Here is a 25,663-nt window from a genome sequence, read left to right as displayed (position 1 = left end):
GGGGTGGATCCGATCAGCCGAACCGGGCTCGCGGCGCTGTTGCCGGACGATGTCGAGGTCGAGGAGCGGACCAGCGACGTACCCCTCACTACGCTGCTGCCGCAGGAGTTCGCGGCGATCGCGCGCGCCGTACCGGTACGCCAGGCGGAGTTCGCGACAGCCCGCCACTGCGCCCGGCAGGCGTTGTCGCGGCTTGGATATCCGGCCGCGCCGATCTTGGCGGGGAAGAGCCGCGAACCCCTCTGGCCCGACGGAGTGGTGGGCAGCCTCACGCACTGCGACGGGTATCGCGCCGCGGCAGTCACGAACTCACCGCGGATCGCCTCGGTCGGCATCGACGCAGAAGTCCACCAGCCGCTCCCCGAGGGAGTCGACAAGGGCGTCACCGTCGCCGGCGAGATGCAGATGCTGAACCGGCTCGCGGCGCTGCACCCCGCGATCCACTGGGGACGGGTGTTGTTCAGCGCCAAGGAGAGCATCTATAAGACGTGGTACCCGCTGACGCAGGGCCTGGCTGGACTTCACCGACTGCGAACTCGTCATCGACCCCGACCACGGGACCTTCACCGGACACCTGCTGGTGCCCGGACCACTCGTCTCCGGTACTGCGATCGCCCGCTTCGACGGCCGATGGTCAGTCGTCGGCCGCCACGTGCTGACAGCGGCCTCGGTCAGCCCAGGTTCAGTACGGCGTCGAGACCGACGGTCACTCCGGTGAGCGTCGGTACGGCGCGGAGCGAGGTGAGCACACCAGGCATCAGGGACTCGCGCGTCACGGAGTCGTAGCGCAGCCTGAGGATCTCGCCGTCGACGCCGAACAGCACCTCTTGCGACGACATGAACCCACGGACGCGCACCGCGTGAACGCTGACCCCCTCGATCCGCCCGCCGCGCACGCCCTGGGGGTCGAGGTAGGTGGCATCGGGTGACGGGGCGCACCCCGCGGCGGCGCGAGCGCGACCGATCAGTTCGGCCGTGTGCTGCGCCGTTCCCGACGGCGCGTCCACCTTGCCCGGGTGATGCATCTCGATGATCTCGACGGACTCGAAGTACGGGGCGGCCTGGGTGGCGAACTTGGTCATCAGCACCGCGCCGACCGAGAAGTTCGGCACCACGAAGACGTTGACGTCCGTGTGGTCGACCAGCGCGGCGCGGATCTGCTCCACCGACTGCTCGTCGAAACCGGAGGACCCGACCACCACGTGGAATCCCTGCTTGATGCACCACTGGACCTGCTCGTGGGCAACGTCCGGCGGCGAGAACACGAGCACGACATCGGCGTTCTGGTCGACGATGTCCTGCACGTCGTCGTTGACGTCGATCTCGGCCACCACGGTCAGATCGGAGCTGGCCTCAATGGCGCGGACCGACGCCACGCCCATCCGCCCGCGGGCCCCCACCACAGCAATTCGAGTCATATGGATAGCCTATCCTAAGTTGATCGCCCGGCTCCAGTGTCGCGAGTCTCACCCCAGGCGAGAAGAGAGCTGTTCTTCCGCCCCGGGCACCGGCTCGGCGAGGTCGTTGCCCAAGGCAATAATGCGGTTGGTGGCGTCGACGTGCACGACCTTGGGCTGGTAGCCGACCAGCTCGGAATCGTCGGCCAGCAGGAAGGACATGATGATCACCAGGTCGCCCGGGTGGATCAGGTGTGCCGCCGCGCCGTTGATGCAGATGTCGCCGCCGCCGGCCGGCCCGTTGATGATGTAGGTCTCGAGCCGGGCGCCGTTGGTGATGTCGACGACCTGGACCTTCTCCCCCTCGATCAGGCCCGCGGCCCGCGCGAGGTCTACGTCGAGTGTCAGCGAACCCACGTAATGCAGGTCGGCCTGGGTGACAGTGGCGCGGTGGATTTTTCCGCCCAGGACTTCGCGAAGCATGTCCGGCTCCTTCAAGAGTTGTGCAGGGGTGGGTACTACGAGATCAGTCGGTGCTGTTCGGGGGTGCCTGGTCAGGCAAGGGCGGCATCGGAGCTGCCGGCGGCCTGGTCCGTCTCGTACTGGGCGATGTGATCGCGCAACGACTTCGGGCGGATGTCGGTCCAGTGCCCGTCGATCCAGTCGAGGACCTCCTGGCGCGGGCTGCCGCCGGGTTCGCCGTACGCGATGGTCCATCCGGCCGGGACCGGCTTGAACGTCGGCCACAACGAGTGCTGCTCCTCGTGGTTGATCAGCGCGTAGAACGTGCCGTTGTCGTCGTCGAACGGGTTCTGGGCCATCAGTGCTGCTCCTGTCGGGCGTCGGTCCGGATCGCGGCAGGCAATCGGTGCTGGGTGGCGGGGTGATCGGGCTCGGATCCAGGCAGCTCGTCGGTGATCGCGCGCAGGATGTCGGCGGCGCGGACCGCGACGTTGGACAGCAGCGACGAGGTCAGCCCGTGACTGTGCTGGACCCCGCCGTTGAGGAAGATCCGTTCGGGAACGCTGGGCAGCCGCAGCCGGTAGTCACGCTCGACGATCGGGAGATCCCCCTCGAACGAGGACGACGCGTCGATGCTCGGCCCGAGCATGCTGCGAGCGTCAGCGGGGCGGAACCCGGTGGCGAAGACGGCAGCGTCGACCTCGAGCGTGGTGCTGCCCCGGTCTCCCAGGTCGCGGATCGTCGCGGTGACTCCGTCGGACCCCTCGCTCAACTGCTCGATCCCGGTGACCTTGTGCACGACCAGCCGGCGCACGCCCCGCGTGCTTTCGTCGTACTCACGCCGGTAGAGGTCCCTGATCAGGTCGGCGTCGACGGCGGAGTAGTTGGTCGGCCAGTGGTAGTCCAGCAACCGCTGCTTGAGCTCCGGCGGCGCTGTGTAGAACTCGTCGACCGCCTCCGGATCGAAGATGCGGTTGGCGTACGGCGTGTCATCGGACGGGGTGTAGCCGAACCGGCGGAAGGACGCATGCACCTCCGCGTCGGGATACGAATCGTGCAGATACGCAGCGACCTCCGCCGCGCTTTGCCCGGACCCGACGACGAGGAAACGGCCATGCGGCCGCGAGGGCAACTCGGCGAGCTTGTGCAGCAGCTGATGATTGTGGAACACCCGGGCGCCCGGCACGATCCCGGCCGGCAATACCGGCTGGATCCCGGAGCCGATCACGACGTTGCGGGCCGCGACCGTGGTCACCACCGAGGCATCGGCCACGGACTCGAGCGCGACCTGGAATCTTCCACCACTCCAGTCGATCCTGGTCGCCCGCGTGCCGTAGGTGACCGGAATGGCGATCCGGCTCGCGGCCCAGCTCAGGTAGCCATGGAACTCACGGCGGGTCGAAAAGAACGTCTTGAGATTGATGAAGTCGGACAGCCGCCCGTTCTCCTGCAGATAGTTCAGGAACGTGAACGGACTGGTCGGGGTCCGCAGCGAGACCAGGTCCTTCAGGAAACTGATCTGCATGGTCGTGCCCGGCAGCAGCATGCCGTCGTGCCAGCCGAACTGCGGCCGGACGTCGACGAACCTCGCGGTCAGCGGCCGGCCGGCCGGACGGCGATCGTTGAACTCCTCGATCGCGATCGCCAGGCTCAGATTCGACGGCCCGAAACCGATCCCGAGAACGTCGACCTCACCGCCGGAACGGTCTCCCAGCACGGGACGAGGAGCACCGCCCTCGATCAACTCATCCATCGTCATCCGGTTATCGGCCCCTTGTGCCACAGGTCGCGAACGATCGGCGCGACGACCGGCCATCCCTCATCGAGCGATGACAATAGCATCACAACTTAGGTAAGGCTAACTTCAGTTGACGTAGATCACACGCTCAGGCGAGCGAGCCCGCACGGCGCCCGATCACCATTCCCGCGGTCAGCCCGGCACCTGTCGGATAGTTGCCGCTGAAGAGCCCGCCGAGCGTTTCACCGCACGCGAAGAGCCCAGGGATGGACTCACCCGACCGATCGAGCACCCGGCCGTCGACGTCACCGCGCAGGCCACCGAAGGTGAAGCTGATTCCACAGGTCACCGGATACGCGTGGTACGGCGGCGCCTCGACCGCCGAGGCCCAGTTGCTCTTGACGGGCTGCACCGCTGCGCGGCGGCCGTCCTTGATCGTCGGATCGAGTGGACGACTGGTGTCGATCGACGAGTTGAACTCCCGGACCGTTCGCACGAATCCGTCGACCTCGACCTTCATGGCCACGGCAAGCTCTTCGACGCTGTCGGCGACCAGCGGGATGATGCCGGGCATCTCGTACTCGTACGCCGTCAGCAACGAGTGCGACTTCGCATCGAACACCTGGAACGCCACCGAGTCCGGCTGTTCGAGGATCACCTTGCCGTACTTCGCGTACGTGTAGTTGCGAAAGTCCGCGCCTTCGTCGAGGAACCGTTCACCCCGGCGATTGACGACGATGCCGAGCGGATAGCCGTACCGGCTGAGCCGGTTAGTCAAGGCGCGATTGCTCTCGTTCTCGGGAAACGACGCGTCCCACGGAACGCTGTGGCAGGTCGACCAGTCGCCGCCACGATCCGCACCGATCTCCAGCGCCGCGCTGATCAGGTCACCGGTGTTGTACGGCGTACCGCGCACCTTCGCGTGCTGCCAGCCGTCTCCCAGGTAGCGCTGACGCCATTGCGGGTTCGCCTGGAAACCGCCGCTGGCGATCACCACCGACTCCGCCCGAAGCTCCTCATCGCCCATCCAAACACCAACAACCGAACCACCATCGGTGATCAGCCCGGTGACCGCGCAGTCGTAGCGCACCTCGATCCCGAGTCGTGAGGCGATCTGCTCATGGACCGCCATCAGCCCGGGACCTCCGTCGAGGTTGGACACGTGCGATCCGCCCCAGAACAGGAAGGTCCCGTCGGGATGCTCGTGAGCCTGCCGGTCGTACATCAGCTGGAATCGCAGTCCCAAGGTATGCAGCCAGCGGACAGCGTCACGCGATCCTTCGACGACGGCCTCGGCAAGTTCTTTGTCACCTCGCCCCTCGGTGACCCGCTCCAGGTCGGCCAGGAACTCAGCCGCCGAGTACGGCGGGACCTCAGTACGCGCGTGCCGCTCGTCAGGCTCGAGGACCTCGAGCAGGTCGTCGAGCCCGTCGTGCACCATCCGGGTCGAACCCAGCGTGTAGTAGCTGTTCCCGCCGGCCTGCGCCCGCGGCGCCTTCTCCAGCAGTACTACGCGTCGCCCACGCTCGGCCGCCGCATGAGCTGCGCAGTACCCGGCGTTTCCGCCGCCCACCACCACAACGTCCGGATCGCGCATGTCCACTTCCCCACCGATCACGACTCTCCTCGGCAACCAAGCTGACTGGTTGCCGCTCAGGCTGCGGCCATTAGCTTAGCCTTACCTAATTGGATCGTCGTGTGTTCTGGACCACTGCCACTCAATTGAGGACTCGACCGAGAGGTGGTCCTGGGGGCGCGGTTGGGGGCGCGGTTGGGGGCGCGAATGGAGGCGCGAATGACGAAGGCCCTCCGACCGGGCTTTCGCCTGGCCGGAGGGCCTTCCTTGGTAGCGGGGGCAGGATTTGAACCTGCGACCTCTGGGTTATGAGCCCAGCGAGCTACCGAGCTGCTCCACCCCGCGCCGCTTTCGTACAACCAGAAGTCTAGGTGATGGCCACTGCGTAACCAAATCCATTCACCGGCGCGCATCGCCACGATCGGGGAGGCGCGCATCGCCACCTGCGCACTGGGTGGGAGGTGCGGCGCACATGACGAAGGCCCTCGGACCGGGCATCTGCCTGGTCCGAGGGCCTTCAGTGGTAGCGGGGATAGGATTTGAACCTATGACCTCTGGGTTATGAGCCCAGCGAGCTACCGAGCTGCTCCACCCCGCGCCGCCTTGCGTGATCAGCTTAGGCGATCTGCGCCCAGGGTCCAAATCGAGCCTGGGCAAGGAAAAACCGTGTCGCGCGAAGGGTGCGGCGGCGTAGCTTTTGGGGATGGCTGATGGGGTGGTGCGGCCGTTCGAGACGGCTGATCTGGTAAGCGCTGCGCGGTTGCTGGCTGAGCGGCACGCGGGGCATCGGGGGCGGCATCCGTTGTTGCCTGCTGAGTACGAGGATCCGCAGGTGGCTTTGGCGGAGGTCACTGCCGCATGGGAGACCGAGGGCGCGTCCGGGACCGTGCTGGTCGAGGGCGAGGAGGTCACCGGATATTTGCTTGGGGCCCCTAAATCTTCACCGGTGTGGGGCACCAACATCTGGGTCGAGCAGGCAGGGCAGGCCGTGCGGGTCGCGGAGAAGATCCGGGACCTGTACGCCGTCGCGGCAACCAAGTGGGTGGCGGACGGGCAGACAGCGCAGTACGTGGTGGTGCCTGATGATGTCGAACTGCTGGATGCCTGGTTCCGGTTGGGTTTTGGGTCGCAGCATGCCCATGCCGTGCGGCCGGCGCCGGCTGAACCAATCCCCCAGCGACCGGGATTGATTGTGCGCCGTGCGGACCGTGGCGATATTCAGTTGTTGGCCGAGTTGGATCTAATACTGCCGCAGCATCAAGGATTGGCGCCGACATTCAGCGCCGGCGAAGTACCGACCCTCGAAGAAACCCTGGCGGATTGGGAAGAATCGATCGACGATCCGGACTACACCACCTTTGTTGCCGAGCGCAACGGCAAGGTGATCGGGTCGGCGATCGGGTGCTCACTGGAGAAGTCCAGCGCGCACGGCGGGCTCGCCCGGCCGGACAATGCGGGCTTCCTCGCCTTCGCGGCGGTGTTTCCCGAGGCCCGCGGATCAGGGGCCGGGCGGGCGCTCGGCGAGGCGGTGCTCAACTGGTCGGCTGAAGCCGGGTACACCTCCGTGGTGACGGATTGGCGGGTGACGAACCTGCTGTCGTCCCGGGCCTGGCCGCGGCTCGGATTCGCGCAGACATTCCATCGTTTGCATCGTCTCGTCGGGCATTGATCAATCAAACGCTCTGTACACACGGCATTACAGTGAGCTATTGCCAATCGCTGAGCGCGCATGCTTGCATTCCCCCAGTAATTATTCCTGAGGAAAGTTCCTTAAAGGGGGGAATCCGATGCCACGACCGTCTTTGCTTGTCCGCCTCCTAGCATGTCTGTTGATGCTGGCGGCGGCCCTCACAGTGATCCAGCCCGCGAACGCCGCCGTACCCGACCGCAAGGCCTGGGTGCTGTGGAACCAGTCGACCAGCACCGTCGTCCCGACCGGCACCTGGCCGGCGCCGAGCACCGTCATCCCGATCGGGGTCGGCCGGTACCAGCTCAAGTTCCCGGGCCAGGGTGCGCCCGGTGGGGTCGTGCATGTCACGGCCATCAACAACGCGCCGCACTGGTGCCAGGCCGAGAACTGGTTCCAGTCCGGTCCCGATGAGATCGTCAACATCCGCTGCTACCGCGCCGGTGGCGCCCTCGACGTGACGAGCTTCAGCGCGTTCTTCGTCAGTGCGTCCGGCGGCCCGGCACCCGGCCTGTTCGGGTATGTCGACTCGCAGCCGAACGGGGCACTTGTCAGCCAGTACAACTCGGCCGGCGCCCCGAACACCTCGACCCCGCTCGGTGTCGGGCAGTGGCAGGTGAAGTTCCCCGGGCTGGTAGCCGGCGGAACCCTTGACGGCAGCCTGCAGGCCACTGCCGTCAACCCGCAGCAAGGAGCACGCTGCAAGGTCCGCGGCTGGGCCTCGAGCGGTGCCGGTCAGGACGTACGCGTGCTGTGCTTCGACGCGGCCGGCGCCTTGCTGAACACACGCTTCACGCTGACCTACCAGTACAAGGCCTCGCTGTACGGCGCTGCCATCCCGCCGAAGTACTTCGGCTTCTTCCTGAACCAGCCGCCGGCCGGACCGCCGAGCACCAACATGAACTCGGTCCTCGGCCTCGGGGCGAACACGATCACGCCGGCCGGTCTCGGCCTGTCGATGGTGATCTTCCCGAGAATCGCCTTCACCCAGAACACGGTGCAGGTGACCGCCTACGGATCGAACTCGAACTTCTGTGGGCTCAACACGTTCTGGACCAACAGCACCTCGGGTCCGGACCTGATCGTGCGGGACGTCAACTGCTTCACGAACGCCGGAGCAGCCGTCAACACGGGCTTCACCGTCAGCGCGAACTCGATCCTCTGAGCACAGCACGCTGACCGAGCCACCGGCCGGGGCCCACACCGAGAACCCTTCGGCGTGGGCCCCGCGCCAGGTCAGGCGGAGTCCTCCGGGTGGAAGCCCATGGCCGTGGTCAGCAGGTCTTCCTCGCTGAACCGCTCGCGGTCGAGCGACACCTCCGCGGCGAGGCCGGGTGAGATGAAGAAGAACACCTGATCGTCAGTGCGATAGCCGCCGTACCCGGCGACATCGACGGCGGTCAGCTCCCAGCTCTCCGGGTCCTTCTCGTGGTACTCCGTCAGGAAGGTCCGCAGGGTCTCGAGGTCGATCACCTTCTCGCCCCGGATCGTCTTGACCGTCAGGTCGACCTTGGTCGCTCCCTCCGGGTCAGGGCCGGTCTCCCAGACCCGGCTGTGGAAGACCACGTCCTCCCACTCGAACTCGAAGTCGCTCGGCGAGCCGATGCCGCCGGGCAGGTGGTCGATGGCGAATCCGTCCAAGGTGCACGCCCTCTGCTGGGTCGATGGGGACGTCCGGTGCAGACCGGACGTTGCTGCTGGAGCGGGGGCTGCCGCTGCGGCGGTCGGCAGCATCCCCAGGACGGCTGGTGCCGCCAGCGCGGTGAGCGCGCCGCCAATCACGATACGGCGGGTGGCGGGGCGGACTGCGGACCAGGACGAAGAACACGACATGGTTGTCTCCTCAGGCGATGCACCCGGGTGCCGGGTGAAGTTGTTCCTTGCCAGAGAAGGTGCAGCAGGTTTCCGGGTTTTCTGAGGTGGGTTTTTCTGCTGTGGAAAAGCTGCGGGCGGTGACACCAGTGGTGTCACCGCCCGCAGTCAAGAAACTCTTAGCCCGTTGGGGAAGTCGGTGGGCTGGTAGGTGTCGGGGATGGGGTTGTCGTCGGCGTCGTCGGTGTTGCTGAGCCGGCGGCAACTGCCCGGTCGATGGCGTTCTTCATCTTGGTGACCTGGCTCTGGTACTCGGCCAGGTTTCCCTTGGTGAGGGCTGCCTGGGCGGCCGCGTAGGCGGTCTGGGCTTCTGCGAGCGCCTGCTTGACCGTCTGGTTCGTGGTCGAAGGTGGCGTGGTCGGGTCGGTGCCCGGCGGCTTCTCGCCGGTGTCGACGTCGGTGTTGAAGACCTTGCCCAGGGCCTCCTTCAGCGTCGTGCCGTAGGCGACTCGATCGCCGAAGCCGACCAGGACGTACCGCAGTACTGGGTAGCTACCGGGCCCGCTGGTCCGCACTGAGTAGACCGGCTGCACGTAGAGCAGACCGCCTCCCAGGGGCAGCGTCAGCAGGTTGCCGAACTGGGCTCTCGCGCCGCTGGTCGGTTGGTTGATCGGGAGCAGCGCCTGTCTGATGCTCTCGTCGGTCTGGAACTTGTTCGAGACCTGCCCCGGTCCTGGGATCTGCACGTTGCCCGGCAACTTGAGGATCCGGAACTGGCCGTAGTCCGGCGACGAGGCCTCGGCATCGACCGCTAGGAAGCCGGTCAGGTTCTCCCGCTGCGCGTTCGGCACGTAGACCGAGGTCAGCGAGAAGGTGGTGTCCTTCTGGTCCGGCATCCGCAGCGACAGGTAGAACGGCGGCTGGTCCGGCGTCTGCGAGTCGCCACCGCTGCCCGCGGTGACGGTCGGGTCGGCCGGGACGCGCCACAGGTCGCTGTTCTGGTACCAGGTGGTCGAGTCGGTCACGTGGTACTTCGCGAGCAGGTCGCGCTGCACCTTGAACATGTCCTCGGGGTAGCGCAGGTGCGACATCAGCGCGGGCGAGATGTCCGAGCGCGGCTTGACCGTGTTCGGGAAGGCCTTCATCCAGGTCTTCAGCAGCGGGTCGCTCTCGTCCCACGCGTACAGGTCGACCGAGCCGTCGAACGCGTTCACGACGGCCTTGACCGAGTTGCGGATGTAGTTGATCTCCTCGCTCGGCTGCTGCGCGACCGTACCGCGGCCCGTGGTGGTGTCCCGGGTGCTGTCGTCGAGCGCGACCTTCTGCGAGTACGGGTAGTTCGCCGAGGTGGTGTAACCGTCGACGATCCAGACCACCTGGCCGTCGACGATGGCCGGGTACGGGTCGCCGTCCGGGGTCAGCCACGGTGCGGCCTTCTCGACCCGCTCCCGCGGGTTGCGGTCGTAGAGGATCTTCGAGTCGTTGTTCACCCGGCTGGACAGCAGCAGGTTCGCGTCCCGGAACTTGGTGGCGTAGAGCAACCTGTTGCCGAACGAACCGATCGGCACGCCGCCCTTGCCGGCGTACGTGTTCAGCGTGGGCGGGCCGCCGTCCTGGCCTTCCGGCGTGTCCAGCTCGACCGCTCCACTGCCCTTCGCGCCACCGACGATCGAGTAGTCCGGGGACTGCTCGCCGAAGTAGATCCGCGGCTCGTAGTCACCCAGGTCGCCCTCCGGCGGCAGGTCCTTCTCGGACCACACCGGCGTTCCGTCGGAGGCGCGCTGGTTGCCGTTGGCGGCGACGACGCCGTAACCGTGGGTGTAGACGGTGTGGTCGTTGTTCCAGTTCCGCTGACCGGCCGGCAGCCGGTCGATCTCGACCTCGCGGACCGCGATCACGGTGTCGCGGGTCTCGTTGCCGATCTTGTACCGGTCGACGTCGAGGTCGGTCGGGAACGAGTAGAAGCCACGGACCTGCTGCAACTGCTCGAAGGTCGGGCCGACCACGCTCGGGTCGATCAGCCGGATGCCCGGCAGCACGCCGGCGTCCTGGACCAGCTGGTCCGGCGAGGCCTGCGTCTTCGCCTCGTAGTTGATGACCTTGGTCTTCTCCAGACCGTAGGCCTGCCGGGTCGCCTCGATGTTCTTGGTGATGTACGACGCTTCCTTCACCGGCTCGCTCGGGCGGACCCGCAGCTGCTGCAGAGCCGCCGGCCAGAGCGCGCCGAGCAGGATGGCCGACAGAACCAGTACGACGGTGCCGACACCTGGCAGCAGCCAGGTCTTACGGACCACGTTCGCGAAGAAGAGGCCGGCGCAGATCACGGCGATCACCGCCAGGATCTCCTTGCTGGGCAAGACCGCGTTGTCGCCGGTGTAAGAGATACCGGTGAAGAGCCTGCTGTCAGAGGTGGCTAGGCCGTACCGGTCGAGCCAGTAGCTGAACGCCTTGAGCAGGACCAGCAGACCGAGCAGCACGGAGAACTGCACCTGCGCGGCGCCGGAGGCCTTCTGCCCCTTCGCCGACGGGCGGAAACCGCCGTACAGGTAGTGGGTGATGATGGCCGCGACCAGGGACAGCAGCACGATCGAGTAGCCGAAGCCGAGCAGCACGCGCAGCCACGGGTAGTCGAAGACGAAGAACGCGATGTCCTTGTTGAAGTGCTTGTCGGTGACCCCGAACGGGCTGCGGTTGCGCCAGGCCAGGAAGACCTTCCACTCCCCCGACGCGGCCGAGCCGCCGAAGACGAGCATCAGCGTCGCCAGCACACCGACCGCGATCTTGCCGCGTTGCTGCAGCATGTCGCCGTACCGCTCGAAGCCCGGGCTGGGCGACGGCGCCAGCGCGACCCGTGGCCGGGTGCGGAACGCGACGATCACGTTGGCCACCACGGCCGCTGCCATCAGCAGGCCGACCACGACGAAGAGCAGCACGCGGGTGCCGATCACCGTGCTGAAGACCGAGCCGAGATCGACCGACCGGTACCAGAGCCGCTGGGTCCAGACGTCGGTGAAGACGCTGAACAGGATGAGCAGCACGATCAGGGTGGCGATCGTGGGTAGCAGAGCCCGCGGGCGCTGGCCGGGCGTACGCCGCGACCGCCTCGGCTCCTCCGGCATGTCGTAGACGCCGTCACTCATGGCTGCTTCTCCTCGTTGTCACTCGTACCGCCGAGCACTGAACCAGGACTGCCCGCAGTCGTTGGCTCGAATGTCAATGACAGTACTTGGCAAAGCGTAGGGACCAAGTCGACGCCGGTGAGTACCGCGCTGTCCTCGTCGTGGGTGCGCAACCTGACGGCGCCGAACCGGTCCCCGTCCCGCAGGACCGCGGCCACCATCCGTACTTCGTGCCGGCGTGGATCGCTGCCGGCCAGCCGGGCCAGTTCGGCGTCAGTGTCCGCGCCGCTCTCGGACGCGGCCGGCAGCACGATCCGCTCGACCGCGACGGCGCAACCGCTCACCGCGTCCGGCCACTCGATCCGGGCCAGCGCCTCGGCCAGGTGCTCGTCGTCCATGCCGCCGGGCAGCTCGCCCTGGGCGACCGGCGTGAGCGGCTGGGACGCGTCGTCGGCGCCCAGCTCGGCGGCCAGTTGCGGCTCGGCGGCCAGCAGGTCCTCGGTCGGGACCAGCGCGAACAACTGCGCGGGCTGGTCCCAGCCCGCGCTGCTGACGTGCCGCTCGATCTCGATCACCGCCTGGCCGAGCGCGTCGGAGTACTTGTTGTCAGGTCCTACTTCGTGCATGCCGGGACGTCTCCAGTTCCACTGGCCAGTGCTTTCAATGCTTCGATCGCCTCGTGCAGGGTGGTGATCTTCACCAGGCGGATGCCGTCGACGCCGGCGTGCAGGGCGGCTTCGCAGTTCGGTCCGGGGACCAGGAAGACGGTCGCGCCGTCGTTCTTCGCGCCGGCGATCTTCTGCTGGATGCCGCCGATCGCGCCGACCTGGCCGAGCGCGTCGATGGTGCCGGTGCCGGCCACGTGCTTGCCGGCCAGCAGGTCGCCGTCGGTCAGCTTGTCGTAGATGGCGATCGCGAACGCGGTACCGGCGCTCGGGCCGCCGATGTCCTGGCCGAGGTTGACCGTCACCTTGACCGGCGAGTCGACGCCGATCGTGATGCCGACCATCGGGCGCTTCTCGTCGCCAGGGGTGGCGGCAGGCTTCAGTACGACGGTCTGCTCCTTGCCGCCGCGGCTGATCAGGAAGGTGACCGGGTCGCCGATCTTGTGCTTGCGGACCAGCTCGCCGACCTGCGGGACCTGGGTCGGGGTGACCCCGTCGACCTTCAGCACGATGTCGCCGGGCTTGAGCTTGCCGTCGGAGGGGCTGCCCTTGGAGACCGTCGAGACCTTCGGCTTGTACGGCACCTTGGCCTCTTGCAGCGCGGCCGCGACGGCGCTGTCCTGCGAGCCGGTCATCTCCGCGGTGTTCTGCTGCTCGACCTCGTCGGCGCTCTGCTCCGGCGGGTAGATGATGTCGCGCGGGAACAGGTCGTGGTGCGGGTCGAGCCAGTTGCGCATCGCCTGCGGCAGGGTCAGCTCACGGTCGGGCGAGGTGACGCTGACGGTGGTCAGGTCCAGCTCCCCGGTGGTCGGGAAGGTCGCGTGGCCGGAGATCTCGATCACCGGCTTGCCCTTCGACTCGCCCAGGGTGTTCTTCACCGGCCCCGGGCTGAACGAGACGAACGGCACCGGGAAGACGGTGACGAGCCCGAGCGTGATGACGAGCACGACGATCGAGGTGACCAGCGTGGCGGTACGACGTGTCACGAACCCTGCCCTGCGATCTTGAGTTTCCGGAAGAGCCCACGCAGCCCGCGGCGCGGCTCAGGGGTGGATCGGGGGCCGGGCGCGGCCACCGCTTCGGTGAAGCGGCGGAACTCCTCCACCGACGCGAAGGCACCACCGGACCGGCGGGGACCGCGGGTCCGCCCGCGCCACGCAGCCCAGCACATCGCCAGGGCGGTGGCGACCAGCGGGAACGCCAGCCACGCCAAGACCTTCATCCGGCCACCTTCATGCGCCCAGAGTACGGGTCAACAAGCGCCGACCCACTCGCTCGCACCGTCGGTGAAGTGCTGGTGTTTCCAAATCGGGACCTCCGCCTTGAGGTCGTCGATCAGCTGACGGCAGGCGGCGAAGGCGACATCGCGGTGCGCGGCGGCCACCGCGACGATCACGGCGGCGTCCCCGATCACCAGTACGCCGGTGCGGTGCACGGCCGCCAGGGCGGTCACGGCGGGGTGTTGCTCGCAGACCCGCTCGGCCACGGCCCGCAGGTGTTTGAGCGCCTCCGGGTGCGCCTCGTAGCGCAACTCGTCGACCGGACGGTCGTGGTCGTGGTTGCGGACGGTGCCGATGAAGAACGTCGTACCGCCGGCGCTCGGGTCGGCGATCGCGGCCAGCACCTCGTCGCTGGACAACGCGGTCTCGCGGATGTCCAGCAGCCTGATCGCCTCGGTCATGATGGTCCCTTACTCTCTGCGCGCACCTACTGTCTACACGATCGCGCCAGCGGCGCCGCGCTGTGACCACGGTAATGCGTTCGCCTGTGGAGGAACGGAGCCGGGGAACCAGTACGTTGGAGTAGTACGCGCCAGCACAGGCACAGCACAGGAAGGCCCACTCCGATGAGCGACGAACCGGACAACCCGTTCAAGGGAACTCCGTTCGAGGCCATGTTCCAGCAGTTCTCCGGCGCGGCCGGCCCTGGTGGTGCCGACGGCATGGACCTGAACGCGATCTTCGCGCAGGTCCAGCAGCTGCTCAGCGGCGGCGGCGACGGCAAGCCGGTGAACTGGGACCTGGCCAAGGACATCGCCCGCAAGACCGTCTCCGCGGCCGGCGACCGCTCGGTCACCCCGACCGACAACGAGCGGGTCGCGGACGCAGTACGGCTGGCAGAGCACTGGCTCGACCCCGCGACCACCCTGCCGGAGGCATCCGCCACGTCAGCGGCCTGGAGCCGGGCGGAGTGGGTGGAGAACACCCTGCCGGTCTGGAAGACGGTCGTCGACCCGGTCGCCGAGCACGTCGCGGGAGCCATGGGCGGCGCGCTGCCGGCCGAGGCGGCGCAACTGGCCGGTCCGATGGGTGGAATGCTGCGCCAGCTCGGCGGCTCGATCTTCGGCGCCCAGGTCGGGCAGGCGCTGGGTGAACTGGCCGGCGAGGTCGTCAGCTCCTCCGACATCGGTCTGCCGCTAGGGCCGGCCGGTCAGGCCGTGCTGATCCCGGACAACGTGGCGAAGTTCGCCGAGGGGCTGGGCCTCACCGACGAGGACGTCCGGCTGTACCTCGCACTGCGCGAGTGCGCGCACCAGCGGCTGTTCGCCGGGGTGCCGTGGCTGCGGCAGCACCTGTTCGCCGCTGTTGCGGACTACGCGGCCGGGATCGAGGTCGACAGCGGGAAGATCGAGCGGGCGATGTCCGAGATCGACCCGCAGAACCCGGAGGCGATGCAGGAGGCCCTCGCGGGCGGCCTGTTCGAGCCGGAGGACTCCGAGGCACAGAAGGCGGCACTGGTCCGGCTGGAGACGGCGCTCGCGCTGGTCGAGGGTTGGGTCGACGATGTCGTGCGTGAGGCGACCAAGGATCGGATGCCGTCCGCAGTACAGCTTGCTGAGACCGTACGCCGCCGCCGCGCGGCTGGTGGCCCGGCAGAGCAGACCTTCGCGACCCTGGTCGGCCTGACGCTGCGGCCCCGGCGGCTGCGGGATGCGGCGAACCTGTGGGCCGCAGTACGGGATGCGCGGGGGGTGGATGGGCGCGACGAGCTCTGGTCGCACCCGGATCTGCTGCCGAGCGCCACTGATCTGGACGACCCGATCGGCTTCGCCCAGCACACCGGGGAGATGGCCGACATCGACATCAGCGACTTCCTGGACGAGGACCCGGGTCCTTCTGAGCCGGGTCCTTCTGAGCCGGGCCCTTCTGAGAAGTGACGCTGCACGAAGACGCCACCGAAGTACTGACCCGCTGGACTCCGCCTGACCCTGAGCAGGCGGAGCTTCGGGAGCACTACCTCAAGTACCTCGCCTCCCACGAGGACGGGATGCGGCGCAGCTCACGGCCGGAACACCTGACCGCGAGCGCCCTCGTAGTCGACCCTGCTGCACCCCGGGTCCTGCTGACTCTGCACGGCGTCGTCAACCGATGGCTACAACTAGGCGGCCACTGCGAGCCAGGCGACCTGACACTGTCCGGCGCTGCGCTGCGAGAGGCTTCGGAGGAATCTGGGCTGCGTGGGCTGGTGATTGATCCCGAGCCGCTGCAGTTGTCGCGGCATGAGCTCACTGCGGGTGGGTGCCGGGGGGTGTTTCACCTCGACGTGCAGTTCCGGGTGACGGCTGCGGCGGGCACTGAGTATGTGGTCAGCGAGGAGTCGCATGACCTGGCTTGGTTCGACGCCGGGGAGCTGCCGGGCGGGGTCGACCACTCTGTCGCTGACCTGGTGAAGCGGGTATATCCGCAGGCCTGATCCTCGCGTCAGCTGCTGCTCCGGGCGAGCACAACGACAGGCAGTAGTCGCGGGAACAATACTGACTCAGGCTGCGACAGGTGGGCGGCAGCCGCGGTGATGGGACTACTGCCCGCCGTTGTGCACGGATGACCGCGATCTGCCCCAGACGTCGCCGCTGAGGTGACGTGGAGACAGTGAAGACCGCCCGCGTGTTACCTGCTTTGTTCGCGACTGGGTGGCCCCGCTTGCATCTGGAGCTGGCGAGGTGACGCGAAGCGTCACGAGCCCTCGCGCGGCGGGCCTGCCGGGGCAGCTGTCGCTACCTGCACAAGGTGGTGGCGAGCAGCTCAAGAGGGACCGTTCGATGCAGTGGGGCTCCGCTTACATGTGGAGCTCGCGAGGTGACGAGCAGCGTCACGAGCCCTCGCCGGTGGCCACTCACCTGCGTGTCTGGCAGCACCGCTTGCCTTGAACTGCCGAGGTGACGCGCAGCGTCACGAGGCCAGCGCACGGCTGGTCTGTGTGGGGCGCCGCTTGGCTTGAACTGCCTGGGCGGCGGCGAGCAGCACGGAGTCTGTTCGCGGCAGAACGTGCCCCGCTTGCATCTGGAGCTGGCGAGGTGACGCGCAGCGTCACGAGCCTTGGCCGGCAGCTACCCACCTGCTTGCCTGGCGGCATCGCCTGCCTTGAACGCCGAGGCGACGCGAAGTGTCACGAGGCTGCCGCGGCTGAGGCTGTGTGAGGCGCTACTCGTTCTGAGCTGCCTAAGGTGGCGCAGGCATCAGCTGTCCGCGGTGGCGACACGAGCGGGGCTGTTCTCCGCGCTGCCTGCTCCGCTTGCATCCGGAGCCTGCGAGGTGACGCCCAGCGTCACGAGCCCTCGCGCGGCAGGCCCGCCGGGACGGCTGTCGCCAGTTGCTCAAGGTGGTGACGAGCAGCTCGGGTCCCGTTCGAAGCAGTGGTGCTCCGCTTGCACCCGGAGCCTGCGAGGTGACGCCCAGCGTCACGAGCCCTCGCGCGCCAGGTCTACCGGGACGACTGACGCGAGTTGCTCGAGGCGGTGACGAGCAGCTCGGGTCCCGTTCGAAGCAGTGCTGCTCCGCTTGCATCCAGAGCCCGCGAGGTGACGCCCAGCGTCACGAGCCGGTCGCCAGCGGATGATCGTCGAGGTGGGTGGTGCTACATGCAGGGGTGTGCGGGCCGGTCCCTGTAGGTCGGCCCGCACACGATTGGCGGCCGTCGTCGCTCCCCCCTTCCCCGGACTGCCGGTAGACCGCCCCTGAACGGCACCGGCAGATCGGTTGCGACGACGGCCACTAGGTCCCCGTGCGTTTCCCCCATGTCCCCGCTGCTTGATGAAACGAGCCAGCGGCGAGAAGGTGACGGCTCAAGCACCTCGAAGTTGGGCTCGGGTGGCATCCCAGCCTTCGAGGCCGGGGTCCAGTCGCGCAAGGTCAGCGTTCGATCGCAGACGGTGCCAGCCGGGGCCCAGGGCGATGGCGTGGCGACGGGGTTTGAGCGACTCCAGGTCCGCCAGGGCAGTGTCGAAGGTGAGGACGGAGTCTGCCACCCAGCCGGCGATCGGGAGCTTGATGCCGATGGCGGCCAGGGTGCCGTCTTCGGCGGGAGTGACGGCCAGGTCGGCTGAGCCCAGGGCGCGGAACAGCTTGCCAATCAGGAGACCAGGCAGATCCGGTACGTCGTGGCTGACGGCGACAACCGCCGCAGCAGGGCCGGCCTGCTCGACCGCATCGAGCACCGGGCGCGCCGGATCGACGGAGTAGACAGACGTGCCAGGCCAGGTCAGAGCCGCCACCTCGGCTAGCGAGGCCTCGTCTCCCCCAGCGACAGCCACTGCGACGTCGACTCGATCAAGAGACGCCAGTACTTCGTACGTGTCCTCCGCCAAGGCAAGTCGCCAGGGACCGGCAGTGCGACCGGGCGGCGCCCAGGTGCTGGTGGCGGGGACGACTAGTACTACTACGCGACGGTCATTCACAGAGCGGGAGCCTTGTCGTGGGAGCGCGGGGTCTGGGTCAGCACCTGGCCGAGGGTAGCGCTCCTGGGAATTACGAGGACTTCAGCAGGCCCAGCCTCATCGCGGTCATGATCGCCTGGGCGCGGTTGGAGGCTTCGAGCTTCTCGTACAGGCGGGCGACGTAGGTCTTGGCCGTCGACAGGCTGACGCAGAGACGGGCCGCGATGGCACGGACAGACAGCCCCTGGCCGAGCAGCGACAGCACCTCGGCCTCACGCGGGCTCAGGAGCGGCGGGGCGGTCGGCAGGTCTCGTCTGGCCATTGCAGGAGCCAAGCCTGTCGCAGTGAAGCTAGTAGCGGCGACTGCGGCGTGCCGGATAGCAGCAAGGATCTCCTCGGTCGGCGCAGTGTTGGTGACGAAGGCAGAGACCCCTGACTCGAGCGCTTGGAACAGAACGTCGTCGCGACCGTCCGACGCGAGCAGGACGATGCCCAGGTCGACATACTGCTTGCGGAGCTCGCGGGCCACCTGCAGACCATCCAGGTCCGGCAGCACCGCATCCAGTACTACGACGTGCGGCTTGCTGGTCGCCACGATCGCCGGTGCCTCGGCGCCGAGACCTGTGTCGCCGACGATCTCCAGGTCCGGCTCCTGCCCGACGAGTCCGGTCAGGCCGAACCTGACCAGGGTGTGGCCGTCCACCACCACGACTTTGATCAGCTCGCCCATTGTTCCGTCTCCCCCGACCACCGAATGCACCCACGAACGCGTCAGCACCGTCATCAGCCGGGTCGCCACCAACCGAGGACGGTGACTTTTCGCCGGCCGGCGGCGGGTGACGCCGGATCGGCGTCGACCAGGCCGATCTTGGCCTGCAGCGCCGGTCTTCCGCTCGGCACGCAGACCAGCGCGCCGGGGCAGAGGTAGACGGACAGATGCAGCCCGAAGGTGAACCCGGGTGAAACGTCCGGCAGATCGATCGCCACACCGGTGAGACTTCCCGTTATCGAAACCCGCAAAGCACGAATCACCACACCAGCTTCGACAATCGGACGACTTCCGCCCGGAACAGCCAGCTCCAGCGCCGCTTCCGGCGCGTAGACGGTGCCGTCGACGACGACATCTCCGGAGATCAGCGCGCAGCCGTTCGCCGGGTAAGGGCCTTCCACAACACACCCGCTTCCCTTGCGGAGCGCGGGTTCGCGGTAGCTGAGCTCGATGCGAATGGCATCGATGTCTTCGGTGTCGTCCTTGCTCACCAGGCCCGCGGTGAGCGAGATCGTCGCTCCCGTGAACGTGCCGCCGTAGATCGCGCGAGCCAACGAGCCCGTTCGGGCGGCATCCAATGGAATCGTTGTCACCCCGTACGCCGGTCCGCCTGGCCGCCCGGTCACCGATGCGACCAGCGGCGCCCCCGGCCCGACATCGACCGACACATCAAGCTTGTCGCTGGTCAGCGGGTCGCTGTGCCGATGCGTGACCTTCAACTCGGCCGATTCGAGCACTGACCCGACCGGGATCGCGCCTGCCTGGTTGTAGCCGCTCAAAGTGAGGCCAGCGGAGTCATCAGCCACCGTGCTCTTCCAACTGGCCGCTTGACCGTCCACTGTGCCCAGCCGACCAGGTGTCGCCGACAGACCGAACTTGCTGAGCAGCGAAACCGCTGTCGGCCGCAGCACCTCGCTGCTGACTGTCTCGGAGCCGCTGGTGAGCCCGTAAGCAGCAATAGGCGGCTTGCTGGCGGAGTAGCTGCCACAGAGCTCTGCTTTCCCGGACTCCACCGCGAGGCGACTGGTGCCGCCGAAGATGAACTGCACGCCGCCAGACGATCCACCGAGCGGGCTGGCGCAGGCCCCCGGCACAACAGCAGGCACTGCAGGTGCGGCGATCACAGCACCAGCCGCATTAACAGGCGTGCCGGCTACCAGCGTGCCGGTGTCGACGGTCCACGTGTTCGTGCCGGCCAGTAGCGGGTTGCTGGTGTTGTGGAAGTCGAAGTAGTACGTCCCAGGCTTGAACCACCAGGTGCTGTTGCGGCATGGGCTGGTGCCGCTCATCATCGCGGAGAGTCCGTCAGCGTCGTCGTAGTAGCCGGGAGTGAAAGGGACTACCGAATTGGGCGTAGTACAGGCGGGCAGCGAGCGGTAGGTCGGGACAGTGGCAATAGCCGGCAGGTAGGCCGGGTCGGACTGCGGAGTACCGCCGAGGCCGCAGAGCGGCACCAAGACCTCCCCTGAGCAGAGGCCCCGAGCAGACAAGCTCCCCGAAGCCGACAAACTGCCAGCGCTCACATCGATGGACGAGTTGGCGAAGACCTTGCCGTGGACCCGGAAGGTCGACGCGGCAGGTTGGTTCACGGAGATCGCCGTCTCGCCCGGGATGGTGCTGAGGGCGAGGATGGCGTTGTCCGGGCGGTTGCAGTCGGCAGTGGTCTCGCACTGCACGATGACCTGCTTCGGGTCCGGCTGGCACTTCACCGCTACCGGGTTCAGGCCGTCGAAGGCCACCAGCGACAAGGTGTCCGACAGGCCGAAGCAGCGCTGTCCTGGTTCGCCGTTGTACGAGCTGTTGCGCAGGTTGTTGATCGCTGCCTGCATGGCGCCGTCCGCCGTGTACGACGCTGCCGCCTCCTCCCGCAGCGTCTTGGTGACCTTCTGCGCCGCGTCCGACCTGGTCAGCAGCGCAGACAACGCCAGGGCGACCACGGTGATCACTACGAGCACCATGAGCAGTGACGACCCCTCCTCGCCACGCCTCCTCATGATTGCCTCCGCAGGCCGCTCAGAATGATCTCGTGGTCGCCACTGGACGGCTTCGTCGCCTGGTACCGCAGGGTCACCGACAGTGGCGCGACCACCGCGGTACACGGCGTAGAACAACTGACGGACACGCTGCCGGGCTTCACGTTCCCCGACAGCCGGACATCCGACGACGGGGTACTCGAACCGACACACCTCGCTCGGTGCAGCTCGAGCACCCCGTCGACGGGCTTGAGGTAGTACGCGACCACAGCGGTACGGCGTACTGGCGGGGTGACGCTGATGTCCCAGTCGTCCGAGAGCAGACGCAAGGCCGAGACCGGCAACGGCCCACAGCTCGTGCCGCCGGCGTCGTCGGCAGCGTCCAGCTGGAGCGACGGCTTGAACGGCAAGGAACCCCCGCCGACCGCCGCGCCGTAGTCCCGCAGCCCGAAGGCCGCGATGTCGCGGGCGAAGTAGACCGCGCCGAGCTGCTCGTCCTGGGACAGGTCGAGCCGGTCCGAGGTGGCGCTCATCTGCTTGAGCGCGTTGATCACCAAGTCGGACAGCGCCAGCGACACCACGCCCATCAGGGCGATCGTGATCAGCACCTCGATCAACGTGAAGCCCCGTTCGTCACGTTTCAGGAGCACGGCGGATCCTCGATCCCACAGGGCTTGCGGAGCACGATGTCCAGGTACTCCGAGGCGCGTCCGTCCGTGCTCTCCACCGAGACCCGCAGCTTCTGCAGCCCCCGGTCCGGCAGGCACAGCGGCAACCACAGCGCCCCGGTCCAGTACTTCATCGACCCCGCCACCACTCGGGCTGTGAACCCGGCCGGCGGTGTGAACCCCGGTACGACGTACGTCCCGCTGCCGGCACAGGCGACATAGTGGCCGCTAGCAACAAACTGCTGGAGCGCCGAGGCGTAGTTGCGGACCGTGGTGCTCGCCGTTGCCTCCTTGCGCTGGACATCCGACAGCAGAACCGTGGTGGTCAGCCCGGATATCACCGCGACGATCGCCACCCCCATCAGCGAGATGGCGACCACCAGTTCGAGCAGGCTCTCGCCGCGTTCGCGCATCAGCTCTGGACCTGACGGAAGACGCCGTACATCGCCGACACCAGGGCGATCGCGACGAACCCGACCACGGCGCCCATCACGATGATCACCGCGGGCTCGAACAACCCGATCAGCTTCTTCAGCTTGTAGTCGAGCTCGCCCTCGTAGTACTGCGCCGTGACCTCCAGCTGCCGATCCAGCGTGCCCGTGTCCTCCCCCACCTGCAGCATCTGCGCGGCCGTGCCCGGGAACAATCCAGTCGCAGCAAGTGGCCGAGCCAGCCCCTCGCCGGCCAGCATCGCCGTCATCACACCGGCCAGCGCGCGCCGGAACACCCGGTTGGGCAGCGACCCGGTGGCGATCCGCAGAGCCTGCGGCAGCTGCACTCCCGCGGCGACCATCGAGGCGAGGATGCGGCAGAACCGCTCCACCAACGCATAGCGAACCGTCCCGCCGATCACCGGCAAGGCGAGGAACAACCGATCCCGCAGATAGCGTCCTGGCTTCGTACTCAGCAGATAGACGAGCAACAAAATCAGCAGTCCGGTGAAGATCATCAGCGCCCACCACCACTGGGTGAGGAAATCGGTGACCCCCAGCAGGATCCGGGTCGGCAGCGGCAGTTCGGCGCCCAGGCTGTTGAAGAACTCCTTGAACCGCGGCAGCACGAACCCGGCCAGCACCACCATCGTCACCAGCGACATCCCGGCGACCACGCTGGGATAGATCAAGGCTTGTTTGATCCTCCGGCGCGCCTCCAGATCGCGTTCGAGGTAGCGCGCGAGCTGGGCCAGCACCGTGTCGAGCCGGCCGCTCAGCTCGGCCGAGCGCAGGATCCCGCGGTAGTACTCCGGGAAGATCCGCGGGTGCCGGTCGAAGCAGTCCGACAGCTTCTCGCCGTCGCGCAAGCCGTCCTCGACCTCGTACATCATCCGCCGGACCGTCATGTTGTCCGACTCCCGGCCGAGACTGTGGACGGACTCGGTCAACGGCATCCCGGCCTGGACGAACGCGCCGAGCTGCCTGGTCAGGTGCATCACCTCCTCGCGCTTGACCCGCTTGGCGGTGAGCTCCATCTTCAGCAGCCCGGGCTTCTCGGTCACCCGGATGTTGCGCAGCTCGCGCGCGGCCAGCGTCGACTCGGCGTCCTCGCGGGTGTCGGCACGCGTCGTACCGCGTTTGGTCTTGCCGCCGGGCTCCAGCGCGACGTACCCGTACCGCGTCATCGGGCGCCGACCGTGTAGATCGAGCGGACGACCTCGGCGACCGTGGTGATGCCGGCCTGGACCAGCCGCGCACCCTCCTCCTGCAGGGTCCGCATCCCTTCATAGCAGGCGGTTTTGCGGATCTCGGCGAGCGGCGCGTGCTCCACCACCAGCTCGCGGATCGCGTCGGTGACCGGCATCAGCTCGTACACCCCGGTCCGTTCGAGGTACCCGGTGCCGGCGCACTGCTCGCACCCGGCGCCCCGGACCAGCCCGGCCAGCGGCAGCGAAACCCCGGTACTACGCAGGAAGGCGACCTCGGTCGCGGGCGGCACGTAGTACTCGCGGCAGTTCAGGCAGTTGCGCCGGATCAGTCGTTGCGAGATCACCGCACTCACCGAGGACGCGACCAGGAACGTCTCGATCCCCATGTCCAGCAGCCGGTGCAGCGCCGTCGCGGTGTCGGTCGCGTGCACCGACGACAGCACGAAGTGCCCGGTCAGCGCGGACTGGACCGCGATCCGGGCGGTCTCGGCGTCCCGCATCTCGCCGACCAGGATCACGTCCGGGTCCTGCCGCAGAATCGCCTTCAGCCCGCTGGCGAAGGTGATCCCGGCCGCCTCGTTGATCTGGATCTGGTTGATCGAGGCATAGGAGTACTCGACCGGGTCCTCGATCGTCATGATGTTGCGCTCGGGACTGTCGATCTCGCTCAGCGACCCGTACAGCGTGGTCGTCTTGCCGCTGCCCGTCGGCCCGGCGCAGATGACCATCCCGTACGGCGTACGCAGCAGCGCCGCGTAGCGCTCGGCCAGGTCGGGCGGCATCCCGAGCTGCTCCAGCCGGAACAGCGGCCGGCTCTTGTCGAGCAATCGCAGAACGACTTTCTCGCCACCGACCACCGCGGTACTCGAGACCCGGATGTCGACGTCGCGGTCCTCGACCTGCATCCGGATCTGACCATCCTGGGAGCGGCGCCGCTCGACGATGTTGAGACCGGCGAGCACCTTGATCCGGCTCACCACGGCCGGCCCCATCGCCGCCGGCAGCTCGATCTTGTCCCGCAGCGCGCCGTCGACGCGGAACCGGACCCGGACCTGCTCGCCGTGCGGTTCGATGTGAATGTCCGAGGCGCGGTCGCGCAGTCCTTGGGTGATGATCAGCTGGACCACCTGGACGACCGGAGCGTCCTGGTTCTCGACGGCGACCTCGTCCGGCGTGAAGTGCTTGTCCTGGAACGCTTTGACGCGTTCTCCGATCCCGGCCAGAGCACTCTGGGCTGGGATGTCTGGGTCTGCGGCCTGCTGCGCCAGTGGCGCGGTTCCCCGTCCGCGATGTCTCATGGTCTGCTACTCGCTCCTGTCCTCGGCCGGACTTCGAGTTCCTTGGGATGCGCGCAGCGCGAGACGGCATCGGCGTAACTGATCTCGCCGGCCTGGAGCAGCGCCGACAGCGACTGCTCGAGGGTGATCATGCCCTCGCGGCGCCCGGTGACCAGGGCGTTGCGCAGCTGGTGCGTCTTGCCTTCCTTGATCAGGTTGCGGATCCCGGCGTTGGCCACCATCACCTCGAAGGCGGCGACCAGGCCGCCGCTGGTCCGCGGTACCAGCCGTTGGTACACGACCCCGCTGATCGCGGCGCTCAGCTGGACCCGGACCTGGGACTGCTGCTCGGCCGGGAAGACGTCGATGATCCGGGCCAGCGACTGCGCGGTGTCGTTGGTGTGCAGGGTGGCGAAGACCAGGTGGCCGGTCTCGGCGATGGTGAGCGCGAAGCGAATCGATTCCAGGTCACGCATCTCACCGACCAGCAGCACGTCGGGATCCTCCCGCAGCGCCGCGCGGAGGGCATCTGGGAACGATGCCGTGTCGCTGCCCACCTCGCGCTGGTTGACCGCCGAGCGGCGGTGTTCGTGCACGTACTCGATCGGGTCCTCGATGGTGATGATGTGGCAGGCCCGGTCGGTGTTGATCTGGTGGATGATCGAGGCGAGCGTGGTCGACTTGCCCGAACCGGTCGGCCCGGTGACCAGGACCAGGCCCTGGTGCAGCTGCGCGAACTTGCCGACGATCTCCGGCAGGCCGAGTTCGTTCACCGTCGGGATGCTGCGCGGGATGATCCGCAGCGCGATCGCGGTGTCGCCGCGCTGGGTGAAGGCATTGGCCCGGATCCGCGCGTTCTGCCGCCAGGAGAAGGAGAAGTCCTGCTCGTAGGTGGTCTGGTGCACGTTCGCGCGATGCGGATTGAGCATCTCGGCGAGCAGCGTGTCGGTGTCGGTACGGGTCAGCGTGGTGCGGTCGGCGACCGGCCGCAGTACGCCGTGGACGCGCAACTGCGGCGCCATCCCCACTGTCAGCAGTAGGTCGGTGCCGCCGGCGTTCCAGAGTTCTTCGAGCAGCAGGTCCACCCTGCCGCCAGGCGCGGGAACTTTCATCGAACCCCTTCCGGATCGATCGGGACCGCCCGCCGAGTTGGCGTACCGGCTGCGAGGACAGCCGGTACACCGAAGGCGACTCGGAACGACGGGCCGGGTCGCCTGCTTGGGTG

The 25,663-nt window shown here is 67.5% G+C and carries 24 protein-coding genes and 2 tRNA genes; 5 read left to right on the top strand and 21 right to left on the bottom strand.

Features of this window, described 5'->3' with window-relative positions:
* Positions 1-3 precede the first annotated feature (3 nt).
* Entirely contained in the window at positions 4-786 is a 783-nt protein-coding gene (locus tag AB0P21_RS23145) for a 4'-phosphopantetheinyl transferase superfamily protein (protein WP_363699207.1), read from the top strand.
* On the opposite strand, the gene dapB is transcribed toward AB0P21_RS23145, so the two are convergent.
* The 7 genes from dapB to AB0P21_RS23110 all read right to left on the bottom strand — a co-directional run bounded on the left by dapB (position 672) and on the right by AB0P21_RS23110 (position 5,771).
* Complete coding sequence (dapB, locus tag AB0P21_RS23140; RefSeq protein WP_363699206.1) at positions 672-1,418, bottom strand: 4-hydroxy-tetrahydrodipicolinate reductase; 747 nt, start codon at positions 1,416-1,418, stop codon at positions 672-674. The genes AB0P21_RS23145 and dapB overlap by 115 nt on opposite strands.
* Before the next feature lie 48 nt (positions 1,419-1,466).
* Positions 1,467-1,880 carry an aspartate 1-decarboxylase gene (panD, locus tag AB0P21_RS23135; RefSeq protein ID WP_363699205.1) on the bottom strand — a complete coding sequence of 138 codons (414 nt, stop codon included), beginning with the start codon at positions 1,878-1,880 and terminating at the stop codon, positions 1,467-1,469.
* Positions 1,881-1,951: 71 nt separating this feature from the next.
* Positions 1,952-2,218 (bottom strand): MbtH family protein, encoded by a 267-nt coding sequence (locus AB0P21_RS23130; protein ID WP_363699204.1) that lies wholly within the window; start codon positions 2,216-2,218, stop codon positions 1,952-1,954.
* Positions 2,218-3,618 carry a SidA/IucD/PvdA family monooxygenase gene (locus tag AB0P21_RS23125; protein ID WP_363699203.1) on the bottom strand — a complete coding sequence of 467 codons (1,401 nt, stop codon included), beginning with the start codon at positions 3,616-3,618 and terminating at the stop codon, positions 2,218-2,220. The genes AB0P21_RS23130 and AB0P21_RS23125 overlap by 1 nt, the downstream gene beginning before the upstream one ends.
* Before the next feature lie 127 nt (positions 3,619-3,745).
* Positions 3,746-5,194 carry an FAD-dependent tricarballylate dehydrogenase TcuA gene (gene tcuA, locus AB0P21_RS23120; RefSeq protein WP_363699202.1) on the bottom strand — a complete coding sequence of 483 codons (1,449 nt, stop codon included), beginning with the start codon at positions 5,192-5,194 and terminating at the stop codon, positions 3,746-3,748.
* Positions 5,195-5,441: 247 nt separating this feature from the next.
* A tRNA-Met gene (locus AB0P21_RS23115) sits at positions 5,442-5,518 on the bottom strand.
* Between the two features lie 176 nt (positions 5,519-5,694).
* Positions 5,695-5,771 (bottom strand) — tRNA-Met (locus AB0P21_RS23110).
* A 117-nt stretch (positions 5,772-5,888) separates the two neighbouring features.
* Here AB0P21_RS23110 and AB0P21_RS23105 point away from each other — a divergent pair.
* The gene (locus AB0P21_RS23105; protein WP_363699201.1) at positions 5,889-6,842 is read left to right on the top strand and encodes a GNAT family N-acetyltransferase; all 954 of its coding nucleotides are present in this window, start codon (positions 5,889-5,891) and stop codon (positions 6,840-6,842) included.
* A gap of 163 nt (positions 6,843-7,005) precedes the next feature.
* Entirely contained in the window at positions 7,006-8,025 is a 1,020-nt protein-coding gene (locus tag AB0P21_RS23100; RefSeq protein ID WP_363699200.1) for a hypothetical protein, read from the top strand.
* A 71-nt stretch (positions 8,026-8,096) separates the two neighbouring features.
* On the opposite strand, the gene AB0P21_RS23095 is transcribed toward AB0P21_RS23100, so the two are convergent.
* The 6 genes from AB0P21_RS23095 to AB0P21_RS23070 form a co-directional block, all read right to left on the bottom strand.
* Complete coding sequence (locus AB0P21_RS23095) at positions 8,097-8,693, bottom strand: hypothetical protein (protein ID WP_363699199.1); 597 nt, start codon at positions 8,691-8,693, stop codon at positions 8,097-8,099.
* Positions 8,694-8,851: 158 nt separating this feature from the next.
* Positions 8,852-11,812 (bottom strand): UPF0182 family protein, encoded by a 2,961-nt coding sequence (locus AB0P21_RS23090; protein ID WP_363699198.1) that lies wholly within the window; start codon positions 11,810-11,812, stop codon positions 8,852-8,854.
* Positions 11,809-12,417, bottom strand: coding sequence for a PPA1309 family protein (locus AB0P21_RS23085; protein ID WP_363699197.1), 609 nt, complete (start codon positions 12,415-12,417; stop codon positions 11,809-11,811). Before AB0P21_RS23085 ends, AB0P21_RS23090 begins: the two co-directional genes overlap by 4 nt.
* Positions 12,405-13,442 carry a PDZ domain-containing protein gene (locus AB0P21_RS23080; RefSeq protein ID WP_363699196.1) on the bottom strand — a complete coding sequence of 346 codons (1,038 nt, stop codon included), beginning with the start codon at positions 13,440-13,442 and terminating at the stop codon, positions 12,405-12,407. Before AB0P21_RS23080 ends, AB0P21_RS23085 begins: the two co-directional genes overlap by 13 nt.
* Entirely contained in the window at positions 13,439-13,678 is a 240-nt protein-coding gene (locus AB0P21_RS23075; RefSeq protein ID WP_363699195.1) for a hypothetical protein, read from the bottom strand. Before AB0P21_RS23075 ends, AB0P21_RS23080 begins: the two co-directional genes overlap by 4 nt.
* 30 nt (positions 13,679-13,708) lie before the next feature.
* The gene (locus AB0P21_RS23070; RefSeq protein ID WP_363699194.1) at positions 13,709-14,137 is read right to left on the bottom strand and encodes a molybdenum cofactor biosynthesis protein MoaE; all 429 of its coding nucleotides are present in this window, start codon (positions 14,135-14,137) and stop codon (positions 13,709-13,711) included.
* A 165-nt stretch (positions 14,138-14,302) separates the two neighbouring features.
* On the opposite strand from AB0P21_RS23070, the gene AB0P21_RS23065 reads away from it, so the two are divergent.
* Together AB0P21_RS23065 and AB0P21_RS23060 are read left to right on the top strand one after the other, a co-directional pair.
* Positions 14,303-15,613: a zinc-dependent metalloprotease gene (locus tag AB0P21_RS23065; protein WP_363699193.1), complete on the top strand. Its 1,311-nt coding sequence runs from the start codon at positions 14,303-14,305 to the stop codon at positions 15,611-15,613.
* The gene (locus tag AB0P21_RS23060) at positions 15,610-16,149 is read left to right on the top strand and encodes an NUDIX domain-containing protein (protein ID WP_363699192.1); all 540 of its coding nucleotides are present in this window, start codon (positions 15,610-15,612) and stop codon (positions 16,147-16,149) included. The genes AB0P21_RS23065 and AB0P21_RS23060 overlap by 4 nt, the downstream gene beginning before the upstream one ends.
* 1,369 nt (positions 16,150-17,518) lie before the next feature.
* On the opposite strand, the gene AB0P21_RS23055 is transcribed toward AB0P21_RS23060, so the two are convergent.
* From AB0P21_RS23055 to AB0P21_RS23020, 8 genes are all read right to left on the bottom strand, one after another.
* Positions 17,519-18,130, bottom strand: a complete 612-nt coding sequence (locus AB0P21_RS23055) for a DUF2064 domain-containing protein (RefSeq protein WP_363699191.1) — start codon at positions 18,128-18,130, stop codon at positions 17,519-17,521.
* Positions 18,131-18,200: 70 nt separating this feature from the next.
* A complete protein-coding gene (locus tag AB0P21_RS23050; RefSeq protein ID WP_363699190.1) occupies positions 18,201-18,839 on the bottom strand; it encodes a response regulator transcription factor in 639 nt (212 codons plus the stop codon).
* A 53-nt stretch (positions 18,840-18,892) separates the two neighbouring features.
* Complete coding sequence (locus AB0P21_RS23045) at positions 18,893-20,872, bottom strand: hypothetical protein (RefSeq protein WP_363699189.1); 1,980 nt, start codon at positions 20,870-20,872, stop codon at positions 18,893-18,895.
* Positions 20,869-21,501, bottom strand: a complete 633-nt coding sequence (locus tag AB0P21_RS23040) for a prepilin-type N-terminal cleavage/methylation domain-containing protein (RefSeq protein ID WP_363699188.1) — start codon at positions 21,499-21,501, stop codon at positions 20,869-20,871. The genes AB0P21_RS23045 and AB0P21_RS23040 overlap by 4 nt, the downstream gene beginning before the upstream one ends.
* Positions 21,492-21,932, bottom strand: coding sequence for a type II secretion system protein (locus AB0P21_RS23035; protein ID WP_363699187.1), 441 nt, complete (start codon positions 21,930-21,932; stop codon positions 21,492-21,494). Before AB0P21_RS23035 ends, AB0P21_RS23040 begins: the two co-directional genes overlap by 10 nt.
* The gene (locus AB0P21_RS23030) at positions 21,932-23,137 is read right to left on the bottom strand and encodes a type II secretion system F family protein (protein ID WP_363699186.1); all 1,206 of its coding nucleotides are present in this window, start codon (positions 23,135-23,137) and stop codon (positions 21,932-21,934) included. The genes AB0P21_RS23035 and AB0P21_RS23030 overlap by 1 nt, the downstream gene beginning before the upstream one ends.
* Complete coding sequence (locus tag AB0P21_RS23025; protein ID WP_363699185.1) at positions 23,134-24,459, bottom strand: GspE/PulE family protein; 1,326 nt, start codon at positions 24,457-24,459, stop codon at positions 23,134-23,136. The genes AB0P21_RS23030 and AB0P21_RS23025 overlap by 4 nt, the downstream gene beginning before the upstream one ends.
* A complete protein-coding gene (locus AB0P21_RS23020) occupies positions 24,456-25,550 on the bottom strand; it encodes a PilT/PilU family type 4a pilus ATPase (RefSeq protein WP_363699184.1) in 1,095 nt (364 codons plus the stop codon). The genes AB0P21_RS23025 and AB0P21_RS23020 overlap by 4 nt, the downstream gene beginning before the upstream one ends.
* Positions 25,551-25,663: the final 113 nt, after the last annotated feature.

Source organism: Kribbella sp. NPDC056861, assembly GCF_040687575.1.
Classification (GTDB): domain Bacteria; phylum Actinomycetota; class Actinomycetes; order Propionibacteriales; family Kribbellaceae; genus Kribbella.
This window is presented reverse-complemented; position numbering and strand designations above follow the sequence as displayed.

Bases quoted from the DNA above. Each gene is read 5' to 3' on its own strand.
- AB0P21_RS23130 (WP_363699204.1), bottom strand. From the start codon at position 2,218: ATGGCCCAGAACCCGTTCGACGACGACAACGGCACGTTCTACGCGCTG.
- dapB (WP_363699206.1), bottom strand. From the start codon at position 1,418: ATGACTCGAATTGCTGTGGTGGGGGCCCGCGGGCGGATGGGCGTGGCG.
- AB0P21_RS23035 (WP_363699187.1), bottom strand. From the start codon at position 21,932: ATGCGCGAACGCGGCGAGAGCCTGCTCGAACTGGTGGTCGCCATCTCG.
- AB0P21_RS23045 (WP_363699189.1), bottom strand. From the start codon at position 20,872: ATGAGGAGGCGTGGCGAGGAGGGGTCGTCACTGCTCATGGTGCTCGTA.
- AB0P21_RS23075 (WP_363699195.1), bottom strand. From the start codon at position 13,678: ATGAAGGTCTTGGCGTGGCTGGCGTTCCCGCTGGTCGCCACCGCCCTG.
- AB0P21_RS23070 (WP_363699194.1), bottom strand. From the start codon at position 14,137: ATGACCGAGGCGATCAGGCTGCTGGACATCCGCGAGACCGCGTTGTCC.
- AB0P21_RS23090 (WP_363699198.1), bottom strand. From the start codon at position 11,812: ATGAGTGACGGCGTCTACGACATGCCGGAGGAGCCGAGGCGGTCGCGG.
- AB0P21_RS23100 (WP_363699200.1), top strand. From the start codon at position 7,006: ATGCTGGCGGCGGCCCTCACAGTGATCCAGCCCGCGAACGCCGCCGTA.
- tcuA (WP_363699202.1), bottom strand. From the start codon at position 5,194: ATGCGCGATCCGGACGTTGTGGTGGTGGGCGGCGGAAACGCCGGGTAC.
- AB0P21_RS23085 (WP_363699197.1), bottom strand. From the start codon at position 12,417: ATGCACGAAGTAGGACCTGACAACAAGTACTCCGACGCGCTCGGCCAG.
- panD (WP_363699205.1), bottom strand. From the start codon at position 1,880: ATGCTTCGCGAAGTCCTGGGCGGAAAAATCCACCGCGCCACTGTCACC.
- AB0P21_RS23050 (WP_363699190.1), bottom strand. From the start codon at position 18,839: ATGGGCGAGCTGATCAAAGTCGTGGTGGTGGACGGCCACACCCTGGTC.
- AB0P21_RS23030 (WP_363699186.1), bottom strand. From the start codon at position 23,137: ATGACGCGGTACGGGTACGTCGCGCTGGAGCCCGGCGGCAAGACCAAA.
- AB0P21_RS23125 (WP_363699203.1), bottom strand. From the start codon at position 3,618: ATGACGATGGATGAGTTGATCGAGGGCGGTGCTCCTCGTCCCGTGCTG.
- AB0P21_RS23065 (WP_363699193.1), top strand. From the start codon at position 14,303: ATGAGCGACGAACCGGACAACCCGTTCAAGGGAACTCCGTTCGAGGCC.
- AB0P21_RS23020 (WP_363699184.1), bottom strand. From the start codon at position 25,550: ATGAAAGTTCCCGCGCCTGGCGGCAGGGTGGACCTGCTGCTCGAAGAA.
- AB0P21_RS23025 (WP_363699185.1), bottom strand. From the start codon at position 24,459: ATGAGACATCGCGGACGGGGAACCGCGCCACTGGCGCAGCAGGCCGCA.
- AB0P21_RS23095 (WP_363699199.1), bottom strand. From the start codon at position 8,693: ATGTCGTGTTCTTCGTCCTGGTCCGCAGTCCGCCCCGCCACCCGCCGT.